Here is a 22,603-nt window from a genome sequence, read left to right as displayed (position 1 = left end):
CTCACCAGCCCGAAGGAAGCGGGCGGCCCTCGGCGAAGCCGGCCGCCGACTGGACGCCCAGCAGCGCACGCTCGTGGAACTCCTCGAGCGTGCGCGCGCCCGCGTAGGTGCAGGACGAGCGCACACCGGAGCCGATCGAGTCCAGGAGATCCTCGACGCCCGGGCGCTGCGGGTCGAGAGACATCCGCGACGACGAGATGCCCTCCTCGAACAGCGCCTTCCGGGCTCGGTCGAACGAGCCGTCCGTCCGGGTCCGCGCGCCGACCGCGCGCTTCGACGCCATGCCGAACGACTCCTTGTACGGCCGGCCCTGCTCGTCGAAGCGCAGGTCGCCGGGGGATTCGTAGGTGCCGGCGAACCACGAGCCGACCATCGCCGCGGACGCGCCCGCGGCCAGCGCCAGCGCGACGTCACGCGGGTGGCGCACGCCGCCGTCGGCCCAGACGTGCTTGCCCAGCTCGCGCGCGGCGGCCGCGCAGTCGGCGACGGCGGAGAACTGCGGGCGGCCCACGCCGGTCATCATCCGGGTCGTGCACATCGCGCCCGGCCCGACGCCGACCTTGACGACGTCGGCGCCGGCCTGGATCAGGTCGCGCGTGCCCTCGGCGGTGACCACGTTGCCGGCGACCACCGGGACCTGCGGCGACACCGACCGGACGGCCTTCAGCGCGGCGATCATCTTCTCCTGGTGCCCGTGCGCGGTGTCGACGACCAGCACGTCTACCCCGGCCTCCAGCACGGCGGACGCCTTCGCCGCGACATCGCCGTTGACGCCGACCGCGGCGGCGACGCGCAGCTTGCCCGCGTCATCGACGGCCGGCGTGTAAATCTCCGCTCGCAGAGCGCCGACGGCGGTGAGGACGCCCGCGAGCCGGCCGTCGGCGTCGAGGCCGAGCGCCAGGTGGGCGCCGTGGCTGTTCAGCAGCTCGAAGACCTCACGCGCCGGCGTGGTGAGCGGGACCGCCACGGTCGGCGGCTGCGCAACGTCGGCGAGCCGCGCGAAGCGGTCCACGCCCGCGCAAGCCGCTTCGTCGACGATGCCGACCGGGCGGCCTTCGCCGTCCACGACGACGACAGCGCCGTGAGCGCGCTTGTGGACCAGGTTGAGGGCGTCGGCAACCGCGTCACCGCCCGTGAGCACCAATGGCGTGTCCCACACCGGGTGGCGGCTCTTCACCCAGCCGACGATCTCGGCGACGGCGGTGCTGTCGACGTCCTGCGGAAGCACGACCAGGCCGCCGCGGCGGGCGACGGTCTCGGCCATCCGGCGGCCGGCGACCGCGGTCATGTTGGCGACCACGATCGGGATGGTGGCGCCGGTACCGTCCGCGGTGGCGAGGTCGACGTCGAAGCGGGACTCCACGTCCGAGCGGTTCGGCAGCAGGAACACGTCGTCGTAGGTCAGGTCGTGGGCGGGCCGGTGGCCGTCGAGGAAACGCACGAGTCACCAGACTACCTGCCGGGCCCGTGGCAGGATCGAGGGCATGAGCCGCCGCGACCGGGACGCCGAGGGACGGGCACGCAACGCACGGCCGCGTGACGGCCTCGGCCGGCCGCTGCCGTACGGCGCGGACGGCGTCGAGCGGCAGCCCGAAGGCATCGAACGGACCCCGGCGCAAACGCTTGCGGAGGCGCAGCGGCTGCTGGACGACGGCAAGCCGTTCCACGCGCACGAGGTGTTCGAAGACGCCTGGAAGACGACCGACGGGCCCGATCGCGAACTCTGGCGAGGGCTGGCCCAGCTCGCCGTCGGGCTGACGCACGCGGCACGCGGCAACAACGTCGGCGCGGTGTCGCTGCTGGAGCGCGGCGCGGCGAACATCGAGCCGTTCCGGGGCGAGCCGCCGCACGGCATCGACGTGGCCGGGCTGCAGGAGTGGGCGCTGGCCCTCGCGGAGGAAGCGAAGTCGCGAGTCCGGGTGTCGCCGAGCGCGCCGCGGCTGACGTGCTGACCGCCCTCGGCGCCGCGGTCATCGCGGCGGTCGCTTCGCTGGTCGGCGTCACGCTGGGCGCGCTGGTCGAGCCGCTGAAACTGAACGCGGCGCGGCGGTCGAAGCTGCGGCAGGACCGCGCCGACCGCTGCGGCCGGTTCATCGAGGCCGGGGCCCGGGCCCGGCAGCACCTGGTCAGCATCAACGTCACCCACCGGCTGGACGCGAGCTCCGAGCGGCTCGCGGCCTACGAGGACGAGTACTACACCGTGCGGGCGGAGATGCGGTCCCTCCTCGGGCTCCTGGTGATGAGCGGGCCGGACGAGCTCGTGGAGGCGGCCCGGGAGGTGCGGCGGAAGGACATGGACCTGCACCACGTGCGGCACGAGCCGGACGACGGCGGCGAGTTCACCCGGGTCGTGCTGCCGAAGGCCGTCCGGGACGCCGTGGTCGAGCTGGACCGGGCGATCGAAGCGTTCGCCCTGGTTGCCCGGAAGCACACGTCCTAAGGCTGTTCCCAGCCGTCCGAAGCGGCTTTCTCGGCGCCGATCGTCGTGCCTTCGCCGTGTCCGGTGTGGACCTTCGTCGCCTCCGGGAGCGTGAAGAGCTTCTCGCGGATGGAGTGCACGATGGTCGGGTAGTCCGAATAGGACCGTCCGGTGGCGCCCGGCCCGCCGTGGAACAGGGTGTCGCCGGTGAACAGGACGCCCAGCTCCGCCGCGTAGAGACAGACTGCGCCGGGCGCGTGCCCCGGCGTGTGGATGACCCGCAGGTCCGTGCCCGCGATGGTGAGCACCTGGCCGTCGGCCAGCTCGCCGTCCGGGGCGCGGTCCGGGTGGGTGAGGTCCCAGACGACCCGGTCGTCCGGGTGCAGCAGGATCGGCGCACCGGTCGCGGCGGCGAGCTCCGGGGCGGCGTTGACGTGGTCGTTGTGCGCGTGGGTGCAGACGATCGCGGCCAGTTTCCGGTCGCCCACGACGTTTTCGATCGCCTTCGCGTCGTGCGCGGCGTCGATCACGATCACTTCCGCGTCGTCGCCCAGGAGCCAGACGTTGTTGTCGACGTCCCAGCTGCCCCCGTCGAGCTGGAAGACGCCGGAGGTCACCAGGTTCTGCACGATCGCCGTCATGTGCCCGACCCTAGTGGTCATTCGCCGGGTAGATGACATACCGGCGGTATGCTACCGTCGAGTCATCTTACTGTGAGTAAGTTCGAGAGGCGGCGCGATGACCCTCCTGGCCGAGCCGGTGAAACTCCGATGCGGCGCGCTGCTGCCCAACCGCCTGGTCAAGTCGGCGCTGAGCGAGCAGCTCGGCGACCGCCACAACGCGCCCACCCGCGAGCTGGCCGAGCTGTACCGCACCTGGGCCCGCGGCGGCGCGGGCACGCTGATCACCGGGAACGTGATGGTCGACCCGACCGCGCTCGGCGAGCCGCGCAACGTCGCCGTGACCCCGGACCCGGCCGCGTACCGGCCGTGGGCCGCCGCGGTCGAGGGCACGGACACGCGGCTGTGGGTGCAGCTGAACCACCCCGGCCGGCAGAGCCCGCGGTACCTGTCGCGGCAGCCGGTCGCGCCGTCCGTGGTGCCCTTCGGCAACCGAGGCGTCCGTACGGCTTTCGCCGTCCCACGGGCTCTGACCGGCGAAGAGATCGAAGCGATCATCGAACGCTTCGGCGTCGCGGCGCGGACGTTCGTCGAAGCGGGCTTCACCGGCGTGCAGATCCACGGCGCCCACGGCTACCTGGTCTCGCAGTTCCTGTCCCCGCTGACGAACCGGCGGACCGACGCCTGGGGCGGCGACGCCGTCCGCCGCCGCCGGTTCCTGCTCGAGCTGGTCCGGCGCGTGCGCGCGGAGGTCGGGGACGCGGTGCCGGTGTCGGTCAAGCTCAACAGCGCGGACTTCCAGCGCGGCGGCTTCACCGAGGAGGAGTCCCTGGAGGTCGTGCGAGAACTTGGCGAAGCCGGCATCGACCTGCTGGAAGTGTCGGGCGGCACGTACGAGAAGGCCGCCATGATGGGCGGCGCAAGCACGCAGGCGCGTGAGGCGTATTTCCTGGACTACGCGGCGAAAGCGCGGGCGGTCTCCGACGTCGCGCTGATGGTCACCGGCGGATTCGCGACCCCGGACGGCATGGAAGCGGCGCTGCGTTCGGGCGAGGTGGACGTGATCGGGCTCGGCCGCCCGCTGATCGTCGACCCGAGCTTGCCGTCCCGGCTGCTGGAGGGCGCGGACGTCCGAGCCGAGCGGCTCTGCCCGAAGACGGGCATCCGGCTGGTGGACAGCCTCCTGGAGATCCAGTGGCACACCCGGCAGATGCACCGGATCGCGGCGGGCAAGCCGGTCGACCGGCGTGGTGCGGTGCCGACGTTGGTGCAGGCGGGGCTGACGGATGGGCTCAACGCGTTCCGTCGCGTCCGGGGCTAGGCGGGCGTCAGGCGGCGGTCGTACAGGAAGGCGCCCGCGGCGAGGGCGGTGAAGAACAGGCCGATGAATACGCAGTTCAGTGCGACCTGGCCGTAGCCGAGGGTGGCCGCGTCGACGAACGGGTACGGGTAGAAGCCGTCGACGGCCCCGCGCGGCAGCGTGAACGCCAGCCACGCCAGGGGGTACAGCAGCGACCACCAGACCGTTCGCCACGTCACGGCCCCGCGGGGGCCGACCAGGAGCCAGCCGAGCACGAACAGCAGCGGGGTCACCTTGTGCAGCATCGTGTCGGAGACCAGCGACAGCCCGTGCAGGTCGTACAGGCCGGCGAGGGCGACCTGGTAGACGATCCCCGTCACGATGATGCCGGCCAGTGCGTCGAGCCAGAGGACGGTGAACAGCCGCCCGCGGGCGCGGCCCAGCGCGACGAGCGCCGACGTCAGCAGGACCAGCAGGTTCGAGTCGATCGTGAAGAAGCAGAGCAGGTTCGCGACGCGGCCGTCGGCGGAGGCGGTCGCGACCACCTGGGTGACCAGGCCGGCCAGGGCGACCACGGCGGTGACCGCGAACCAGGCGCGGGTGAGCTTCTCGCTGCGCATCGCCGGAGCTTAGCTCCACAGTGGACATATGAACCACGGTGGAGGGGTGCGCCCCGGCGACGTCCGCACCGGGGCGCCGGTCGTCAGGCCGCGAGCAGCGAGTCCCGGAGCGCGACGAACGCCTCGTACTCCGCCTTCTGCTCGACCGGCAGCTGGTACGAGACGGCCAGGAGCTTCGCCACCGACGGGATGATGCTCAGCCGGAACGTCCGGCCGTCGGTCGTCTTGATGACGAACCGGCCCTGGAGGTCGCGCTTCTTGACCGACGCCCGGTTGGCGTCGTTGATCGTCAGCGGGGTGCCCGCCGTGACGGTGCCGTTCTTCTCCTCGAGTGGGACGAGGACGAGATCGGTCTGCCCCGGCTTGAAGCCCAGCGCGAAGTTGGCCACCGAGGTGGTCCGGAAGACCAGGTAGTTCTTCTGCCGGATCTCCGCGGCGTACACCTTCGTGTAGCTCGCCCCGTCTTCGACGGCGCCGTCGAAGGCCGCGTGGATGGCCGCCTTCATCTGTTCCTTGCTGACCACTGGTTGCTCCTCCATGACCGCTCGGGAATGAGCGGGAACCTTGTGAAGGAGCGCACTTTAGGGATTCTTCGCCGCGGGCGGTGTCGGGAAAATTCTCGTCAAATCCCGTCCGGCGCACGTCGAATTCGTCGAATGCCGACTCCGGCTCGACCAACCTCCACTGTGGTCTGGAAGGACCTTGGGCACCACCGACTTTCGTCTGTCGTCTGTCAGCTCCCTTCCGACCGGTCGCCGTGCAGCAGGCCGCGGACCGTGTCGATCGTGTCCGCCTCGGCCGGGTCCTTGTCCGGCCGGTAGCGGACCACCCGGGCGAACCGCAGCGCCAGGCCACCGGGGTAGCGCGTCGACACCTGCGCGCTGTCCAGCTCGATCTCGACCACGACCTCCGGCCGGACGTACACCGTCCAGTCGTCGCGGTGGGTTTCGATCTCCTGGAACGTCCTCGTCTGCCACGCCAGCAGCTCGTCGGTCATGCCCTTGAACGTCTTGCCCACCATGATCGGCGGGCCGCCGTCCGGATCGCGGGCGCCCAGGTGGAGGTTCGACAGCGTGCCGGTGCGCCGGCCGTGCCCCCACTCCGCCGCCAGCACCACCAGGTCGATCGTGTGCACCGGCTTGACCTTCAGCCACGCCCGCCCGCGCCGCCCGGCCGCGTACGGCGACGCCAGGTCCTTGACCATCACCCCTTCGTGGCCGGCTTCCATCGCCGCCTCCAGCACCGAAGCCGCCTGCGAAGTACCGATCTCGCCGGGGATCACGTGCGCCCCGGCGACCTTCCGCAGGGCCGCGTTGCGCTCCGACAGCGGCGCGTCCAGCAGGTCGACGCCGTCGAGGTGCAGGCAGTCGAAGAAGTACGGCCGCAGCAGCAGCGCCTTCACCTGTTCCTCGCGGGTGCTGCCGAACCGGCTCATGGTGTCCTGGAACGGCCGCGGCCGCCCGGCGTCGGTCAGGGCCAGGGTTTCGCCGTCGAGCACCACCGACTCGCACGGCAGCGCCCGCACGAGATCGACCAGTTCCTGCACGCTCCCGGTGATCTCCCGCAGCGTCCTCGTCCAGACGTGCACCTCGTCGCCCTGGCGGTGCACCTGGATCCGCGCACCGTCCATCTTGTACTCGACGATCGCCTCGGCGTGCTCGGCGACGGCTTCGTCCAGCGACTCCGCCGGCGACGCCAGCATCGGCTTGATCGGCGTGCCCAGCGTCAGCCGGAAGTCCGCCAGCGCGGCCTGCCCGCCGGTCATCGCCGCGACCCCGGTGACGCCCAGCTTCCCGGACAGCATGAACGCCCGCCGCACGTCCTCGGCCGGCACCTCGGCCGCGGCCGCGACGGCGTCGACCATCACGCCCTCCAGCGCGCCTTGCCGCAGCTCGCCGGTGACCAGCCGGAACATGAACTGCTGCTCGTCCTTCGTGAGCCGCTCGAACAACGCCCGCAGCACCTCTTGCCGCCGCGTCGCGGAGCCCGTGCCCGCCGCGACGCCGGCCGCGGCGGTGAGCGCCGCGTCGACCTCGGTGACCGTGACGACCGGCTCCGGTAGCGACCCGGCGCCCAGCCCGGCCAGGGTGCGCCAGCCCGCCCCCAGCCTGTCCTGCGCCGTCTGCCCGGTCAGGTACGCGATCACCACCGGCAGCTCGGCCATCTCGGCGGCGCGCAGCACCGCGGCCAGGAGGGCGATCTTCGCCTTCCTGGACCTCGTCGCCGCCAGCTCGGCGGACGCCCGGACCAACTCGCTCAGCAACACCCGGACATCATGACCCGAACCACCGACAATTTCCGGTTGGTCAGATGTCCGGCCTGGTGCAGAGGGGGTCGAGCAGGCCGTCCTTGGTCACGCAGGGGTGTACCCGGCGTCCTGCAGCTCGGCCCGCGCGGTCGAGCTGGACCACGCCGACCTGCTGGTCCCGCGCCGCGGCCGCCTTGGCCGCCGGGACGTCGGCGTACCCGATCGCGCCCGGCACGGCGGCGACCTCGGTGAGCACCTCGGCGGTCGTGCCGCGCTCGCAGCGGGTGGTCGCCGCGGCCGGGTCGCATTCGGGGCTTGCGGCACGAGTCCGACGTCAGCCGGTCCTCCGCGCCGCCGAGCACCTTCCGCTCGAACGTCTTGCGCGTGCCCGACTCCTGCCCGCGCCCGACGATCCCGATCGGCACCGACGGCCCCGGCCGGCAGCTGGTCCCAGTTCCGCACACGGCCGCTGAAGATGTCTTCGACCTGCTGGGTCTTCAGCCGGTCGACGCCGGCGGCGCGGTCGCAGCGCGCGCACGGGACAGCTCATCCGCTGCCGGAGTCCGAGCTGAGAATTTCGGCGAGGGACTGCATCGTCGCGCCGATGCCCACCGTGCCGCTCCTCTGCCCCGAACTCCCCCAGGAGAAGCAGCGTAGGCAGCAAAAACGCGGCGCGGGACGGCTACTGGTGGGTGTTCACCGGTCGGTCACCGGCGGCGATCCAACTGGCCAGCAAGCCGAGCGCGCGCTCGGAAGCCGACCCCGGTTCGGCGTGGTAGACGACCAGGCCCTGGTCGGGGTCGTCCGGCAGGCGCAACGTCTGGTAGTGCAGCCGCAGCTCGCCGGCCACGGGGTTCGCGAACAGCTTCCAGCCCTGCGCCTTCTCCTGGACCGCGTGCTCGGCCCACAGCCGGCGGAACCGGGCGCTGGCCAGCGAAAGCTCGTCGACCAGCTGCGCGAACCGCGGGTCGCCGGGGTGCCGGCCGCTCTCCGCGCGCAGGTTCGCGACGAGCTCGCGGCACACCGCGTCGTACTCCGGGTGCAGCTCCTTCGCGCGTTCGTCGGTGAAGACGAGCTTCGGCATGCTGCGCTCTTCGAGGTGGGCGAAGTCGAACGCGACCGCGCCGCCGAGGGCGTTCCAGGCCAGCACGTCCAGGTACCGGCCGAAGACGAACGCCGGTGCCTGGATGGCGTCCAGCAGGTGCTGCAGCTCCGGCCGGACCCGCTGGGGCGCGGGCTTTTCCCGGCGCTTCGGGGCGGCGAGGTTGTGCAGGTAGGCCTCCTCGCCCGGGTCGAGCCGCAGGGCCCGCGCGAGGGCGTCGAGGACCGCGTCCGAGACGTTCTTCGCGCGGCCCTGCTCCAGCCGCGTGTAGTAGTCGACACTGATGCCGGCCAGCTGCGCCAGTTCCTCGCGGCGCAGGCCCTTGACCCGCCGGTGGGTGACCCCGGGCGGCAGGCCCAGGTCGGCGGGGTCGAGGGCGGCGCGACGGGCCTTCAGGAAGGCGCCCAGCCCGGCGGCGTCACCCATCACTTCCCGCCGCGGGCCATGCGCAGCACGTCGAGCGCCTCGTCCAGCTGCTCCTCGGTGAGCTTCCCGTCGCGGACGTACCCGCGCTCGATGACGACCTCGCGGATCGTCTTGAGCTCCTTCAACGCCTGCTTCGCGACCGCGGCCGCTTCTTCGTAGCCGATGTACTTGTTCAGCGGCGTCACGATCGACGGCGAACCCTCGGCGTAGGTGCGCGTGCGTTCGGTGTTCACCGTGATGCCCGCGAACACCTTGTCGGCCAGCAGCCGGGACACCGCCGCGAGCAGCCGCGCGGATTCGAGGACGTTCCGGGCGATCACCGGCAGGTTCACGTTGAGCTGGAAGTTGCCCGCCGCGCCGGCGAACGCGACGGCGGCGTCGTTGCCGATCACCTGGGCGACCACCTGCAGCGTCGCCTCCGGGATCACCGGGTTCACCTTGCCCGGCATGATCGACGAACCCGGCTGCAGGTCCGGCAGCGCCAGCTCGGCCAGGCCGGTGCGCGGGCCGGAACCCAGCCAGCGCAGGTCGTTGGCGATCTTGTTGAGCGACACGGCGATCGTGCGCAGGTGCCCGGACGTCTCGACGACGCTGTCCTGCGTCGCCTGCGCCTCGAAGTGGTCGCGGGCCTCGGTCAGCGGCAGCCCGGTGACCGTGGCGAGTTCCGCGGCGACCGACGAGCCGAAGCCGTCCGGCGCGTTCAGGCCCGAACCGACGGCCGTGCCGCCGATCGGCAGCTCGCCCAGCCGCGGCAGGCCGGACTTCAGCCGTTCGACGCCGAAGCGGATCTGCGACGCCCACGCGCCGGCCTCCTGGCCGAGCGTGATCGGGACGGCGTCCATCAGGTGTGTGCGGCCGGACTTCACCACGTCGGCCCACTCCGCGGCGCGGACCTCGATCGCGCCGGCCAGGTACTCCAGCGCCGGGATGACGTCCTTGAGGACGGCCTCGGTCGCGGCGACGTGGATCGTCGTCGGGAAGGTGTCGTTCGACGACTGCGAGGCGTTGACGTGGTCGTTCGGGTGCACGTCCCGCCCGAGGGCCCGTGACGCGAGGGTGGCGATGACCTCGTTGGCGTTCATGTTCGACGACGTCCCGGACCCGGTCTGGAAGACGTCGATCGGGAAGTGCGCGTCGTGCGCCCCGGCGGCGACCTCGTCGGCGGCGGCCGCGATGGCCTCGGCGACGTCGGCGTCGAGCACGCCCAGCTTGCGGTTCACCCGCGCGGCGGCCGCCTTGAGCAGGCCGAGCGCGCGGATCTGGGCGCGCTCCAGGCCCCGGCCGGAGATGGGGAAGTTCTCCACGGCCCGCTGGGTCTGCGCGCGGTAGAGCGCGTCGGCAGGCACGCGGACCTCGCCCATGGTGTCGTGTTCGATCCGGTATTCCTGATCAGCCATGACACCGATTCTGGCCCTGATCGCCGGTCGGCGCGTGGTGGCGTCGACCACCCTGTTGCCTGCGACGGTATCCTTTGTATACATTGGATGCGAAACGGGAGGTGGTCCGTGAACTCGGTCTACGACGAGGTCCGCGGCCTGATCGTGCTCGGGACCTACCCGGCGGGGCGGCCGGTGACCGAGCAGGAGCTGTGCGACCGGCTCGGCGTCAGCCGCACTCCGGTGCGGGAAGCGTTGCGGCGCCTGGAAAGCGACGGCCTGGTGGAGCCCGCCCGCCGCGGGGTGACCGTGGTCGAACTGGGGGAGAAGGCCCTGCGGGACGCCTACCTCGTGCGGGCCGCGCTGGAGGCGTTGACCGCGGAACTGGCGGCGGAGCGCTGTCGGGCGGGCGAACTCGCGCCCGCCGACCTGGCTCGCCTCGGGGACCTCGCCGACGAAGCGGATCGCGCGACCCGGAGCGGCGATCTCGCCGAAGGCGTCCGGCACAACCGGGCGTTCCACGGCCACATCGCGGTGCTCGCCGGCAACCCGCCGGCGGCCGAGGCGCTCGACCGGCTCTGGGATCGGATCACCGTCTCCACCCGGGCCTCGCTGGCCGCGCCGGCCCGGACCGCGCAGGTCGACGCGGAACACCGGCACCTGGTCGCCGCCATCACCGAGGGGCGGCCCGAAGACGCCGCCGCCTTGGCCCGCGCCCACGTCCTGTCGACGATGTCCGCACTGGGAGGAACCGGAGCATGAGGAGGGAACACCACTACGCGGTCACGGTGCGCTGGAGCGGCGACCCCGGCACCACGCACTACCGCGGCTACGTCCGCGACCACGACGTCGAGGCGGCGGGCAAGCCCACGCTGGCGGCCTCCGCCGACCCGGGATTCCTGGGCGCGGCCGACCGCTGGAACCCCGAAGACCTGCTCGTCGCGACGCTGTCGCAGTGCCACCTGCTGACGTACCTGTCGGTGTGCGCCCGCGCGGGCGTGGTGGTCACCGGCTACGTCGACCACGCGAGCGGTGTCATGCGCGAGGACGGCACCCACGGCGGCCGTTTCGCCGAAGTGGTCCTGCGCCCGGAGGTGACGGTGGCCGGCGCGAGCATGGCCGAAAAGGCGACCGCGCTGCACCACGACGCCCACGAGCAGTGCTTCATCGCGAACTCGGTGAACTTCCCGGTGCGGCACGTCCCGGTGGTGCGGTGCCGCTAGATCGTGTACGCGGCTGTACATGACACCTACTCGCTGGTAGGTTACGGCGATCCGCGTGATCAGCTTCATGATTCAAAGGGGAGTCATGACCGTTCGCACCGCCGCGTTCGCCGCCGCGCTCGCGCTGACCCTCGCCGCCGCCCCGGCCACTCCGGCCGCTGCCGCGTCGTCCGATTCCTTCTACTCCTACGACGGCAGCGCGCCGCTGTCGTCCTACGCGCCCGGGACCGTCCTCAAGACCCGGACCCTGGCCTACCACGTCGTCGGGCTCGCGACGCCGGTGCGGGCCGTCCAGCTGCTCTACCGGACCACCGACGCGCAGGGCCGCCCGGCCGCGAACGTCACCTCGGTCGTCCGCAGCATCACCGGCGACACCACGAAAGCCGTGTCGTACCAGTCGGCCTACGATTCGCTCGACCCCGCGGACGCGCCGTCGCGGGCGATCGCCGGCGACGTCACCCTCGGCGGCCTCCTGCCCAACGGCGAGTCGCTGCTGCTCCTGCCGTCGCTCCTGCTGGGCTACAACGTCGTCGTGCCCGACACCGAAGGGCAGACCGCGGACTTCGCCGCCGGGCCGGAGTACGGCACGAACACGCTCGACTCGATCCGGGCCGTGACGAGCTCGGCCGCGACGGGGATGACCAAGAGCACGAAGTTCGGCCTCCTCGGCTACTCGGGCGGGGCGATCGCGACCGGCTGGGCGGCCGCGCTGGCGCCGAGTTATGCCCCGGACGTCAACGAAAACCTCGTCGGTTTCACCGAAGGCGGCGTGCTCGTCGACCCCGCGCACAACCTGAAGTACGTCGGCGGCAGCCCGGTCTGGTCCGGCGTCATCCCGATGGCGCTGATCGGCGTCGCGCGCAGCTACGACATCGACCTGCGGCCATACGCGAGCGAGTACGGGCTGAAGGTGCTCGACGAGCTGGAGCACGCGTCGATCATCACCGCCCTGGGCCGGTACCCGGGCCTGACGTGGCAGAAGATCGCGAAGCCCGCGTACGCGAACCCGAACTCGGTGCCGCCGTTCGTCGCCGCGGTGAACAAGGTCAACATCGGGTCCGCGCCGACCCCGTCGGTGCCCGGGTTCATCGCGCAGGGCAACGCCGGGTTCCTGGAAGGGACCACGAGCAACCTCCCGGGCATCGGCACCGGCGACGGCGTGATGGTGGCCGGCGACGTCCGGGCGCTGGCCCGCCAGTACTGCGCCACCGGCAACCGCTCGATCGAGTACGCGCAGTACGACGCGCTCAGCCACGTCGGCGGCGCGGCGGCGTGGGCGCCCGCGGCGATCGCCTGGCTGACCGACCGGTTCGCCGGGAAGGCGGCGCCGTCGAGCTGCGGGCGCATCCCCGCGGGCAACGCGCTCGACCCGGAACAGCCGGCCTGACGGCGGCCGTACCCGGCGGGGCCGCCCGCCGGGTACGGTGCCGCGATGCAGACCCGTCTCCCCAAAGGGCCGCACAGCCTCAGCCGGGAAGAGGTGGCGCAGGTCCAGCGCGCCCGGCTGGTCGAGGCGGTCCTGGTCAACGTCGGCGAACGCGGCTACGCGGCCACCACGGTCGGCCACATCACGGCGTCGGCGGGGGTCTCCCGCACGTCGTTCTACGAGCAGTTCACCGGCAAGCAGGCCGCGTTCCTGGCCGCCTACCGGGCGGTGACCGCGGAATTCCTCGACCAGGGCGTCGCGGCGGCCGTCGAGGCCCCGAGCCCGCTCGACGCCGTCACCGCGTGCGGCGACGTCGTCGTCGACTACGTGCGCCGCCGTCCGGTGGTGGCCCGCGCGGTCCTGCTGGAGATCTACGCCCTCGGCGACGCGGGCCTCGAAGCACGCGAGGAGATGCTGCGCGCGAGCGAAGCGGTATTCGACCGGACGGCGGTGTGGCTGCGCACGACCGAGCCGGGCCGGCCGCTCCCGCCGCCGTTCACGGCGCGGACCGTCGTCGCCGCGACGATCGAACTGCTCACCCAGGCCATCTGGCTCGCCACCGACGACGCCTACGACCGCGCCCGCGAAGCCATCCGGCACACCTGGCTGCTCGGCCTCCACGGACACCGGAACATCCCCGCGCAATCCGGCTAGGATCGGCTGTGTTCTCGATCACCGCCATCCACCACTGGCTGGAGCGAGCATGACTGAAGTCCCTGGGGACTCCTACGACATCGTGATCATCGGCGCGGGCCCGACGGGCCTGTTCGCTGCCTACTACGCCGGGTTCCGCGGCCTCTCGATGGCGGTGGTCGACTCGCTGCCCGAGCCCGGTGGCCAGGTGACCGCGATGTACCCCGAGAAGATGATCTACGACGTCGGCGGGTTCGCCGAGGTCCGCGGCCGAGATCTGGTCGAGGGCCTGGTGCGGCAGGCCGCGCCGTTCAAGCCGAAGTACCTGCTGGGCCGCAAGGCCGAAAAGCTGGAGCCGGCCGCCGACGGCGTCGAGCTGACCCTCGACGGCGGCGAGACGCTGCGGGCCCGCGCGGTGCTGATCACCGCGGGCATCGGCGAGTTCACCCCGCGCCCGCTGCCGGCCGGCGACGGCTGGCTGGGCCGCGGCATGGTCCACTTCGTCCCCTCGCTGCAGGCGCACGCGGGGCAGCACGTCGTGGTCGTCGGCGGCGGTGACTCGGCGTTCGACTGGATCCTCGCGCTGCACCCGGTCGCGGCGAGCGTGACGCTGGTGCACCGGCGCGCGAAGTTCCGCGCCGCCGAGTCGATCGTCCGCCAGGCGCGCGAGCTCGGCACCCGGATCATCACCGACGCCGAGGTCACGCGGTTCGTCGAAGCGCCGGACGGCTCGCTCGAAGCCGTCGACGTCTCGATCAAGGGCAGCGGCGAAGAGCGGCTTGCGGCCAACGCCGTCGTCGCGGCGCTCGGGTTCACCGCCGACCTGGGCCCGATCGAGAGCTGGGGCCTGGAGATCCACCACCGCGCGATCGCCGTGGACTCGACGATGGCGACCGCGCGCGAACGCGTCTACGCCGCCGGCGACGTCGCCGCGTACCCGGGGAAGGTGAAGCTGATCGCGACCGGCTTCGGCGAGGCCGCGACGGCCGTCAACAACATCGCCGTCGCGCTCGATCCGGACGCCCACCTGTTCCCGGGCCACTCGAGCAACGCCGAGTAGGTCAGGCCTTCGTCTTCTCCGCGATCCAGGGTGCGTAGGCGACGACGGAGGTGTAGATCGACGGCGCCGTCGCGCATTCCGGTTCGTTGTTGCCCGGCCGGCTGGTGACGCCGACGAGCTGCCAGTGGTCGCCGTCGCGCACGATCTCCGGGCCGCCGGAATCGCCGAAGCACGCCCCGGACTTGCCGCCGGGGTTGTCGGTGCACAGCTCGGCCGTGCCGTCGAACACCGACGTGCACTTGGTGCCTTCGACGATCCGCGTGTCGAGCTGCTGCAACGTCGTGGGGAGCTCGCCGCAGTTCAGCTTCGGGCAGGTCTGGCCCCAGCCGAGGATCCGGGTCGCGGTCCCCGGCGACGCGGCCGCCGCCAGCCCGATCGGCGCCGCCGCGGCGGGCGCGGCCAGCCGCAGCAACGCGATGTCGCCCGCCGGGCTCTGGGTGTTGAACGCCGGGTGCACCACGATCCCGGCGACCTGAGCGGTTTCGCCGCCCTGGTGCACGTCGTTCGTGCCGGCGCGCACCGAGATCGTGGCCGGGGTCTTGTCGAACGCGCAGTGCGCGGCGGTGACCACCCAGGTGGGCGCGATCAGCGCGCCGGCGCAGAACAGCTTGCCGGACGCGGAGTGCAGCGACACCGTGAACGGGTACGGCTGGTCGGCGCCGGCGCCCCCGACGATCGCGGGGGCGGCCGCGGCGGTGCCCGGGACCAGGACCGGCAGCAGGGCCAGCAGAACCAGCAGTCGCCTGGGCACGGATCTCCTTACGGCAGCGGGGGCACGACGTCGTCGGCGGGCGCGTCCAGGTGGCCGTCGAAGTTGATCGAGGAGTACGCCCGCAGCTTGTTCAGCCGGTGGTAGCCGTCGATCATTCTGACGGTCCCGGACTTGGACCGCATCACGATGGACTGCGTGGTCGCGCCGCCCTCGCGGTAGTGGACGCCGCGCAGCAGGTCGCCGTCGGTGACGCCGGTGGCGCAGAAGAAGACGTTGTCGCCGCGCACGAGGTCGTCGTTCAGCAGGATCCGGTCGAGGTCGTGCCCCGCGCCGAGGGCCTTCTCGCGCTCGGCGTCGTCCTTCGGCCACAGCCGGCCCTGCAGCTCGCCGCCGAGGCACTTCATCGCGCAGGCCGCGATGATGCCCTCGGGGGTGCCGCCGATGCCGATCAGCATGTCGACGCCGGTGGTCGGGCGGGCCGCGGCGATCGCGCCCGCGACGTCGCCGTCGGAGATGAACCGGATCCGCGCGCCCGCCTCGCGGACCTCCTTGATGATCTGCTCGTGGCGCGGGCGGTCGAGGATGCACACGGTGACGTCGCTGACGCTGCTGTGCTTGGCCTTGGCGACCCGGCGGATGTTCTCCGCGATCGGCGCGCCGAGCTCGACCTTGCCGGCCGCGTCCGGCCCGACGGCCAGCTTTTCCATGTAGAACACCGCGGACGGGTCGAACATCGCGCCGCGCTCGGCCACCGCGAGCACGGCGAGGGCGTTGGGCATGCCCTTGGCCATCAGCGTGGTGCCGTCGACCGGGTCGACCGCGACGTCGCAGTCCGGGCCGTCGCCGTTGCCGACCTCTTCGCCGTTGAACAGCATGGGCGCTTCGTCCTTCTCACCCTCGCCGATCACCACGACCCCGCGCATGGACACGGTCGAGACGAGCTGGCGCATCGCGTCGACGGCCGCGCCGTCCCCGCCGATCTTGTCCCCGCGGCCGACCCACCGGCCGGCAGCCATCGCGGCCGCTTCGGTGACCCGGACCAGCTCCATCGCGAGGTTGCGGTCGGGCGCTTCACGACGACTGTCTGCGGCGGGCATCTGTGCCTCCCGGATCGTGGAACTGGCGGGTAGCCAGTCTGTCAGATCCCTGTCCGGTTTCCCGATGCCGAGAGCATGGCAAACGTCACTGACCGTCGGCGGTTTCGTCCTCCACAGAGGCCAGAGCAGCCTCGATGCGCTCGCGGGCGCCTTCGAGATGGCGCTCACAGACCTTCGCGAGCTTCTCGCCCTTCTCCCACAACGCGAGCGACTGCTCGAGCGACAGTCCGCCCGCTTCGAGCTCGCGGACGACCTCGACGAGCCTGTCGCGCGCCTGCTCGTAGCCGAGTTCCTCGCTGGCTGTTTCACTCACGCTCGGTGTTCTCCGACCTTCCGGGCTGATGGGTTGGCGCTGTTCGCGCACACTACCGCGCTGGCCATCGCGTGGTCGTAACCCACGAAGGCGAGAGCGAACTCCTGCCCGTCACCGTCCGCGATCGCCTCTTCGAGGTTCTCCTGCGCCCCGGCCACCCGCTTGCGGTGCCCCGCGCCCTCGGCGAACCACCAGCGCGAGCCGACCTGCATCGACGTCACCTCGGACAGCCGGCGCAGCTGCGGGCCCAGGTCGCGGCGGGCCGCGGTGCCGCACCCGGCGAGCAGGGCCGTCCAGCACTCGGCGGCGGCCCGGTCGGTGCGGACCGCCTGGTCCAGCAGCGGACGCGCGCCCAGCCGGCGGGCGGCGTCCACGGTGAGCGGGAGGAACGTCACCTTCACTCCTGCTCTCCTTCCGCCACCGCCTTGATCGCGCCGTCACCCACGCGCACGCGCAACTGGGCACCGGCCTCGACTTCGGAGACGGAGCGGAGTACCTGGAGGTTGCCTTCGGCGTCGACGAACTGCACGACCGCGTACCCGCGGGCCAGCGTCGCCGCCGGGCCGAGCGCGGTGAGCCGGGCCCGCGCGTTCGCGATTTCGGCCTGGTCCTTGGCCAGCAGGCTCAGCATGGCGCGGCGGGCGCGTTCGCGGTGGACGTCGACGTCGTCCTGCCGCCGCTGGACCGGACCCAGCGGGTCGGCCAGCGCCGGGCGGCTGCGGATCTGGTTGAGCAGCCGCGCCTGGGTGTCGACCCAGCCGTGCAGGGCGCGGCGCCCGCGGTCGCGCATCTGCCGGACGCGGTCGGTCTCCTCGCGGACGTCCGGCACGATCCGCTTGCCGGCGTCGGTCGGCGTCGAGCAGCGCAGGTCGGCGACGTGGTCGAGCAGCGGGGTGTCGGGTTCGTGCCCGATCGCGCTGACCACGGGCGTGCCGGCGGCCGACACCGCGCGGCAGAGCGCTTCGTCGGAGAACGGCAGCAGGTCCTCGACGCTGCCGCCGCCGCGGGCGATGACGATGACGTCGATCTCGGGGTCGGCGTCGAAGATCCGCAGCGCCCGCATGACCTGCGGGACGGCCTGCGAGCCCTGGACGGCCGTGTTGAGCACCTTGATCCGCACGTGCGGCCACCGGCGCTGGGCGTTGGCCAGCACGTCCCGCTCCGCCGCCGACGCGCGGCCGGTGATCAGCCCGACGCCCTTCGGCAGGAACGGGATCGGCCGCTTGCGCTGCGGCGAGAACAGGCCTTCGGCGGCCAGCAGCTTGCGCAGCCGTTCGATCCGGGCCAGCAGCTCACCGATGCCGACGGCGCGGATCTGGTCGGCGCGCAGGCTGATCGTGCCGCGGCCGAAGAAGTACGACGGCTTTGCGTGCACGACGACGCTCGCGCCCTCCCGCAGCGGCGGCTCCATCTCGCGGATCAGCCAGTTCGGGCAGGTGACGGACATCGAGACGTCCGCCGAGGGGTCGCGCAGCGTCAGGAACGCCGTCTGCGTGTTCGGGCGCGAGCTGACCTGGGTGACCTGGCCTTCGACCCAGACCGCGCCGAGCCGGTGGATCCAGTCGCCGATCTTGCGCGCGACGGTCCGGACCGGCCACGGCGCCTCCGCGGTGCTGGCGGGAGCCTGTGCGGACTCGGTGCTCACCGGCCGTCCGCGCCGTCTTCCCCGGCCTCTTCCGTCTTGCGGGCGTTGGCGATCCGGCGGGACAGCATGCCGGTGAACGACGCGCGGTCGGCGTGGGCGCGTTCGTACTCGAGGATCGTCTCGAGCTGCTCGATCGACAGCTGGCGCAGCCGGGCCCGCAGCTGCGGGAGGGTGAGCTGGTCGTAGCCGGTCAGCCCGGCCGGACCTTCGTACCCTCCGGCGCTGGTCCTCGGCGTCTCGTTCTTGGTCTTCTTGTCGACCTTGGGCGTGCCGGGCTTGGGCGTCTTCGGCGGCTCGTCCTCGCTGTCGTTCTCGCCGTCGGCGTGGTCCTCGGCGAGGGCGCGTTCCTCGTCGGCCCACGGATCGCCGAGCTCGGCCTCGAGCTCGGAGGCCGACGGCACGCGGCCGTTGATCTCCGTGCGCGGCTCGGGCACGTCGGCGAACTTCGGCCGGGCCGGCGGGACGTCCGGTTCGGCGTCCTCGTCGAACGTCGCCCAGCTGGGGGTGTTTTCGATCGGGCGCAGGCTCGACAGGGCACTGTCGCCCTTGATCGCCAGCTCGGTGACGTGCTGCTGCACCCGCATGGAGGCCTGCAGCACCTGGCTGACCACGGTCACCGGGAGCCCGGCCAGCTGCCGGGGAAGTTCGCGAACCCGCTCGGCGGTGGAGACGGCGAGGCCCGCGGCGACCCGGAGGGGGAGCGGGAATGGCTTCATGGGTCCAGCCTGCCGCATGACCGCCGCTCCTGCCCAACCGGACGCGCGCAGCGCGTGACGCCCGGCACAACTCGTCAGGGGGACGAAGCTCACCCGAAAGGGACTTCGAGGTCGTCTCGTGGCTGCCCGTACCCTGGGGGCATGAGTTCAGCGAGTCCCGGAATCGAGCCCGCGGGTACCCCGACGATCACCGGAACCGCTTCCGGCAAGCGGGTCCTGCTCGCCAAACCCCGTGGTTACTGCGCGGGCGTCGACCGCGCGGTGATCGCCGTGGAGAAAGCCCTCGAGGTCTACGGCGCGCCGGTGTACGTCCGCAAGGAGATCGTGCACAACAAGCACGTCGTCGAGACGCTGCGCGAACGCGGCGCGATCTTCGTCGACGAGACGTCCGAGGTGCCCGAGGGGGCGCTGGTGGTGTTCTCCGCCCACGGCGTCTCGCCGATGGTGCACCAGGAGGCCGCGGACCGGAACCTGCGCACGATCGACGCGACCTGCCCCCTGGTGACGAAGGTGCACAAAGAGGTCAACCGGTTCGCGAAGGACGACTACGACATCCTGCTGATCGGCCACGAGGGCCACGAAGAGGTCGAGGGCACCGCCGGCGAGGCGCCGGACAAGGTCCAGCTGGTCGACAAGGCCGAGGACGTCGACAAGGTCCAGGTGCGCGACCCGTCGAAGGTGATCTGGCTGTCCCAGACGACGCTGTCGGTCGACGAGACGATGGAGCGCGTCGACCAGCTCCGCGAGCGCTTCCCGGGTCTGGCGGACCCGCCGAGCGACGACATCTGCTACGCGACGACGAACCGCCAGGTCGCGGTCAAGGCCATGGCCGCGGAGTGCGACCTGGTGCTGGTGGTCGGGTCGACGAACTCGTCCAACTCGAAGCGCCTGGTCGAGGTGGCCCTGAAGGCGGGGGCGCGGGCGTCGTACCTGGTCGACTTCGCGCACGAGGTCGACGAGGCATGGCTCGACGGCGTGACGACGGTGGGTGTGACTTCCGGCGCATCGGTCCCGGACGAGCTGGTGATGGACCTCCTGGCCTGGCTCGCCGAGCGCGGCTACGGCGACGTCGACGAGGTCACGACGGCCAACGAGAAGATCACCTTCGCGCCGCCGAAGGAACTGCGGAAGGTCTGAGGCCACTTCGGCGGCGGGTCGCTTCCGCGGCTCGCCGCCGTGCCGTCCCTCCGATCACGCGTGATGACTCTGATCACGCTCTCGGGTCAGCGTTCTTCTTCGTCCCAGGGACGGTTCCGCCGCGGCGGAGTGCTCCGCCCACCGGACGGCCGACGGGGCGGCGGGGCGTCACGGCCGTCCTCTGGCGGGCGCGGACGCCGTCGCGGAGCGTCCCCACGCGCCTCGCGCCGACGCGGGTCGCCTTCGTCCGGACGCGGCGTGCGCCGGCCGGCGGGCGGGGGCTTGCGGGTGCCGCGGTCGCGTTCGGCGGGGGCACCTTGGCGGGGAGCACGGCGTTCGCCGTCCGCCGGGGGCCGCGGACGGCGCGGCGGCGGTTCGCCTTCCCGGCCACGGCGGGCGCCTTGCGGGAGCGGCGTCTGCCCGGTCCGGTTCGACCCGGCCGGCCGCGGTCGCTCGCTCGCGCGCTCGTCGGTCTTCTTGCCCTTCTTCGGGGCGTCCGGGTCGCGCTCGCGGAAGATGCGGACGAAGCCGATCAGCAGCGTGATGCCGGTGGTGATGGCCATGGTGGGGAAGCCGTTGATCAGCGGGGTGCCGATGTTCAGCGCCTTCGACAGCATGTCGTCGCCCTGCGAGCCGGACGTCAGCAGGATCACGCCGGGCACGGTCACGGCCAGCACCAGCGGCGGCATCACCATGGGCCCGAACAGGCCGCGGCGCTTCACCGCGCAGACCGCGATCACGGCCCCGGCGATGTAGCAGACGGTGAAGACCACCGGGATGCTGCCCTGGCTGGGCTTGCCCAGGAGGGCGCCAACGATCGCCAGGCCGAGGCCGACCAGGACCGCCGCCCACCAGGGCAGTCCGCGCCTCGAACCGACGACAGGACGCTCGTCCCACGCAACGGGGACGTCGTCGGCATCTGGATCGCTCTGGCGATCGCGAATCGCGGTCACAGGGCAACACCGTATCTCGTGGTTGTGAAGATCTTGCCAGCACCGCCGCCGACGTGGGCCGACAGCCACCGGCGGAGCCCCCTCCGGCGGCGTGGGACAGCGCTGGCGAGCGAGCCGGCGGCCCGCTGGAGCAAGGGTGCCTCGGGCGGGACGCCGACGACAACTCACGGGTGGAGGAGTGGCCAGGCCGCCTGACCGGTGGAGAGGCAGGCGGTGGCGGCCGGATCCGTGAATACGCTGGTCAGGCGGCCGCGGCCACGCTCGGCCTGGCAGCAAGCCGGGGTTGCGCCCGGCTCGATGGCCCGCCGGGCTGCCGCCTCGTGTGCACCTGGCCGGGCTTGCTCGCCGAGCCGGCGGCCGCGCTCGGCTCGGCGGCGGGGTGGGCTTGCGCCCGGCCCGGCTTGCTCGCCGACCCGCAGGCTCGGCCTTGCCGGACCCCCGGCCGCGCCCGCCCGACCCGCTGGCCGGCTCACAAGCCAGACCAGCCGCCGGAAACTTCGGCCGCACTCACCCCGCGCTCGGGTTTGCCCGCACCCGCAGGCCGGGCCTCGCCAGACTCCCGGACGCGCTCGCCCGGGCACCTCCTCAACTAGCCGCCAGTTCGTCCCCCTTCCGCACCGTCGGCACGGCGGCCGGGCTTCCCGACGCCTCCGTCAACGGCGCCACCGTCGACCGGAACGTCTCCAGCGCCTCCAGCTCCCGCCGTCGCGCCGACAGGAACCGCTGCAGGTGCGTGCTCGACAGGTTCAACGCCTCCACCGCACCACCCGCCGCCCGGTGGGCGGCCGCCGCGCCGGCTCGGACCTGCTCCACGTCCGCCTCCAGCGTCCGGTCGCTCGCCGCGAACAGCGCCGCCGAGGCCAGCACTCCGAAGCCCGTCGGGCCGCACAAGAACACCCGGCGGTCGATCAGCCAGCGCAGCAGCTCCGGGTCCGTGTCCAGCGCCGCGACCACCGCCGCGTCCGAGGGGACGAACATGATCGTTCCGTAGATCGCGTCCGCCCAGCGCTGGTAGCCCTTGCCCGCCAGCTCGGCCGCGCGGGAGCGGATCTGGCGGACGTGCGCGCGCAACGCGTCCAGCCGCTCGTCCGGGTCGTCCGTCTCCACCGCTTCGGACCACGTCGCCATGCTCGCCTTCGCGTCCACCGGGACCGTCCGGTCGCCGCCCACGCGCAGGACCATGTCCGGCTTGGCCGAGCCGCCGCCGCCCAAGTCCGTCTGGAGCGTGAAGTGCAGGTCCTCGCGCAGGCCCAGCGCCCGGGCCGTCTCGACCAGGACCTGCTCGCCCAGCTCGCCCCGGCCGCTGATCGAGGCGAACGCCACCTCGTAACGCCGCAGCGCCAGCTGCTGCTGGTCCGCCTTGGCCCGCTCGGCCGCCACCAGCCGGGCCGCCGCGTCCGCCCGGCGCATCCCGTCCTGGTACAGCCGCCACAACAGCGCGACGGCGAACAGCAGCAGGACCGCCAGCACGATCGCCGCCGTCGTCAGCACTGTCGCCACTTCGCCTCCTCCATCCCAACCCGAGCTCCGGGGCTCGCAGACATCATGGCGGACCCCACCGACAAAAACCGCACCCG

At 72.3% G+C, this 22,603-nt stretch carries 25 protein-coding genes; 9 read left to right on the top strand and 16 right to left on the bottom strand.

The genetic code is table 11. The annotated features are described in order from the left end of the window. Position 1: 1 nt before the first annotated feature. A complete protein-coding gene (gene guaB1 / locus ACWEF6_RS21935) occupies positions 2–1,441 on the bottom strand; it encodes a GMP reductase (protein WP_449684659.1) in 1,440 nt (479 codons plus the stop codon). Positions 1,442–1,484: 43 nt separating this feature from the next. Between guaB1 and ACWEF6_RS21930 the strand changes: the two genes are divergently transcribed. Together ACWEF6_RS21930 and ACWEF6_RS21925 are read left to right on the top strand one after the other, a co-directional pair. Continuing rightward, positions 1,485–1,952 (top strand): DUF309 domain-containing protein, encoded by a 468-nt coding sequence (locus ACWEF6_RS21930; protein WP_449684658.1) that lies wholly within the window; start codon positions 1,485–1,487, stop codon positions 1,950–1,952. Further along, positions 1,946–2,440 carry a hypothetical protein gene (locus ACWEF6_RS21925; protein WP_449684657.1) on the top strand — a complete coding sequence of 165 codons (495 nt, stop codon included), beginning with the start codon at positions 1,946–1,948 and terminating at the stop codon, positions 2,438–2,440. The genes ACWEF6_RS21930 and ACWEF6_RS21925 overlap by 7 nt, the downstream gene beginning before the upstream one ends. Here the strand turns inward: ACWEF6_RS21925 and ACWEF6_RS21920 are convergent. Beyond that, positions 2,437–3,060 carry an MBL fold metallo-hydrolase gene (locus tag ACWEF6_RS21920; protein ID WP_449684656.1) on the bottom strand — a complete coding sequence of 208 codons (624 nt, stop codon included), beginning with the start codon at positions 3,058–3,060 and terminating at the stop codon, positions 2,437–2,439. The genes ACWEF6_RS21925 and ACWEF6_RS21920 overlap by 4 nt on opposite strands. 97 nt (positions 3,061–3,157) lie before the next feature. Between ACWEF6_RS21920 and ACWEF6_RS21915 the strand changes: the two genes are divergently transcribed. Next, entirely contained in the window at positions 3,158–4,360 is a 1,203-nt protein-coding gene (locus ACWEF6_RS21915; RefSeq protein WP_449684655.1) for an NADH:flavin oxidoreductase/NADH oxidase family protein, read from the top strand. On the opposite strand, the gene ACWEF6_RS21910 is transcribed toward ACWEF6_RS21915, so the two are convergent. From ACWEF6_RS21910 to ACWEF6_RS21885, 6 genes are all read right to left on the bottom strand, one after another. Next, positions 4,357–4,959 (bottom strand): Pr6Pr family membrane protein, encoded by a 603-nt coding sequence (locus ACWEF6_RS21910; protein WP_449684654.1) that lies wholly within the window; start codon positions 4,957–4,959, stop codon positions 4,357–4,359. The two genes, ACWEF6_RS21915 and ACWEF6_RS21910, sit on opposite strands and share 4 nt — an antisense overlap. 83 nt (positions 4,960–5,042) lie before the next feature. Next, the gene (locus ACWEF6_RS21905) at positions 5,043–5,483 is read right to left on the bottom strand and encodes a hypothetical protein (protein ID WP_310973565.1); all 441 of its coding nucleotides are present in this window, start codon (positions 5,481–5,483) and stop codon (positions 5,043–5,045) included. 209 nt (positions 5,484–5,692) lie between these two features. Next, positions 5,693–7,225 carry an ATP-dependent DNA ligase gene (locus tag ACWEF6_RS21900; protein WP_449684653.1) on the bottom strand — a complete coding sequence of 511 codons (1,533 nt, stop codon included), beginning with the start codon at positions 7,223–7,225 and terminating at the stop codon, positions 5,693–5,695. Positions 7,226–7,265: 40 nt separating this feature from the next. Next, positions 7,266–7,463 (bottom strand): hypothetical protein, encoded by a 198-nt coding sequence (locus tag ACWEF6_RS21895; protein WP_449684652.1) that lies wholly within the window; start codon positions 7,461–7,463, stop codon positions 7,266–7,268. 426 nt (positions 7,464–7,889) lie between these two features. Next, positions 7,890–8,735, bottom strand: a complete 846-nt coding sequence (locus ACWEF6_RS21890; RefSeq protein ID WP_449684651.1) for a helix-turn-helix domain-containing protein — start codon at positions 8,733–8,735, stop codon at positions 7,890–7,892. Next, positions 8,735–10,132 carry a class II fumarate hydratase gene (locus tag ACWEF6_RS21885; RefSeq protein ID WP_449684650.1) on the bottom strand — a complete coding sequence of 466 codons (1,398 nt, stop codon included), beginning with the start codon at positions 10,130–10,132 and terminating at the stop codon, positions 8,735–8,737. Before ACWEF6_RS21885 ends, ACWEF6_RS21890 begins: the two co-directional genes overlap by 1 nt. A gap of 108 nt (positions 10,133–10,240) precedes the next feature. Here ACWEF6_RS21885 and ACWEF6_RS21880 point away from each other — a divergent pair, with 108 nt between their 5' ends. The 5 genes from ACWEF6_RS21880 to ACWEF6_RS21860 all read left to right on the top strand — a co-directional run bounded on the left by ACWEF6_RS21880 (position 10,241) and on the right by ACWEF6_RS21860 (position 14,453). Next, positions 10,241–10,873 (top strand): GntR family transcriptional regulator, encoded by a 633-nt coding sequence (locus ACWEF6_RS21880; RefSeq protein WP_449684649.1) that lies wholly within the window; start codon positions 10,241–10,243, stop codon positions 10,871–10,873. Further along, positions 10,870–11,334 carry an OsmC family protein gene (locus tag ACWEF6_RS21875; RefSeq protein WP_449684648.1) on the top strand — a complete coding sequence of 155 codons (465 nt, stop codon included), beginning with the start codon at positions 10,870–10,872 and terminating at the stop codon, positions 11,332–11,334. Before ACWEF6_RS21880 ends, ACWEF6_RS21875 begins: the two co-directional genes overlap by 4 nt. Before the next feature lie 85 nt (positions 11,335–11,419). After that, positions 11,420–12,721, top strand: coding sequence for a lipase family protein (locus tag ACWEF6_RS21870; protein WP_449684647.1), 1,302 nt, complete (start codon positions 11,420–11,422; stop codon positions 12,719–12,721). Between the two features lie 45 nt (positions 12,722–12,766). Next, the gene (locus ACWEF6_RS21865; RefSeq protein ID WP_449684646.1) at positions 12,767–13,414 is read left to right on the top strand and encodes a TetR/AcrR family transcriptional regulator; all 648 of its coding nucleotides are present in this window, start codon (positions 12,767–12,769) and stop codon (positions 13,412–13,414) included. A 49-nt stretch (positions 13,415–13,463) separates the two neighbouring features. After that, positions 13,464–14,453 (top strand): NAD(P)/FAD-dependent oxidoreductase, encoded by a 990-nt coding sequence (locus tag ACWEF6_RS21860; RefSeq protein WP_449684645.1) that lies wholly within the window; start codon positions 13,464–13,466, stop codon positions 14,451–14,453. A 1-nt stretch (position 14,454) separates the two neighbouring features. Here the strand turns inward: ACWEF6_RS21860 and ACWEF6_RS21855 are convergent, their stop codons facing one another. The 6 genes from ACWEF6_RS21855 to ACWEF6_RS21830 form a co-directional block, all read right to left on the bottom strand. After that, positions 14,455–15,204: a S1 family peptidase gene (locus ACWEF6_RS21855; RefSeq protein ID WP_449684644.1), complete on the bottom strand. Its 750-nt coding sequence runs from the start codon at positions 15,202–15,204 to the stop codon at positions 14,455–14,457. An 8-nt stretch (positions 15,205–15,212) separates the two neighbouring features. Next, positions 15,213–16,262, bottom strand: a complete 1,050-nt coding sequence (gene glpX / locus ACWEF6_RS21850) for a class II fructose-bisphosphatase (RefSeq protein WP_449684643.1) — start codon at positions 16,260–16,262, stop codon at positions 15,213–15,215. 85 nt (positions 16,263–16,347) lie between these two features. After that, the gene (locus tag ACWEF6_RS21845; protein WP_449684642.1) at positions 16,348–16,575 is read right to left on the bottom strand and encodes an exodeoxyribonuclease VII small subunit; all 228 of its coding nucleotides are present in this window, start codon (positions 16,573–16,575) and stop codon (positions 16,348–16,350) included. After that, entirely contained in the window at positions 16,572–16,976 is a 405-nt protein-coding gene (locus ACWEF6_RS21840; protein WP_310973545.1) for a hypothetical protein, read from the bottom strand. Before ACWEF6_RS21840 ends, ACWEF6_RS21845 begins: the two co-directional genes overlap by 4 nt. After that, on the bottom strand, positions 16,973–18,220 hold the full coding sequence (xseA, locus tag ACWEF6_RS21835; protein ID WP_449684641.1) for an exodeoxyribonuclease VII large subunit: 1,248 nt from the start codon (positions 18,218–18,220) through the stop codon (positions 16,973–16,975). Before xseA ends, ACWEF6_RS21840 begins: the two co-directional genes overlap by 4 nt. Then, positions 18,217–18,936 carry a lipid droplet-associated protein gene (locus ACWEF6_RS21830; protein WP_449684640.1) on the bottom strand — a complete coding sequence of 240 codons (720 nt, stop codon included), beginning with the start codon at positions 18,934–18,936 and terminating at the stop codon, positions 18,217–18,219. Before ACWEF6_RS21830 ends, xseA begins: the two co-directional genes overlap by 4 nt. 141 nt (positions 18,937–19,077) lie before the next feature. Here ACWEF6_RS21830 and ACWEF6_RS21825 point away from each other — a divergent pair, with 141 nt between their 5' ends. Then, positions 19,078–20,073: a 4-hydroxy-3-methylbut-2-enyl diphosphate reductase gene (locus ACWEF6_RS21825; protein ID WP_449684639.1), complete on the top strand. Its 996-nt coding sequence runs from the start codon at positions 19,078–19,080 to the stop codon at positions 20,071–20,073. 86 nt (positions 20,074–20,159) lie between these two features. Here the strand turns inward: ACWEF6_RS21825 and ACWEF6_RS21820 are convergent, their stop codons facing one another. Further along, a complete protein-coding gene (locus ACWEF6_RS21820; RefSeq protein ID WP_449684638.1) occupies positions 20,160–21,026 on the bottom strand; it encodes a DUF6542 domain-containing protein in 867 nt (288 codons plus the stop codon). 585 nt (positions 21,027–21,611) lie between these two features. Beyond that, positions 21,612–22,526: a DNA recombination protein RmuC gene (locus ACWEF6_RS21815; RefSeq protein ID WP_091317766.1), complete on the bottom strand. Its 915-nt coding sequence runs from the start codon at positions 22,524–22,526 to the stop codon at positions 21,612–21,614. Positions 22,527–22,603 lie beyond the last annotated feature (77 nt).

It is taken from the genome of Amycolatopsis sp. NPDC004772 (genome assembly GCF_053601215.1).
The sequence above is the reverse complement of the archived record's forward strand: the minus strand, read 5'-3'. Positions and strand labels throughout refer to the sequence as shown.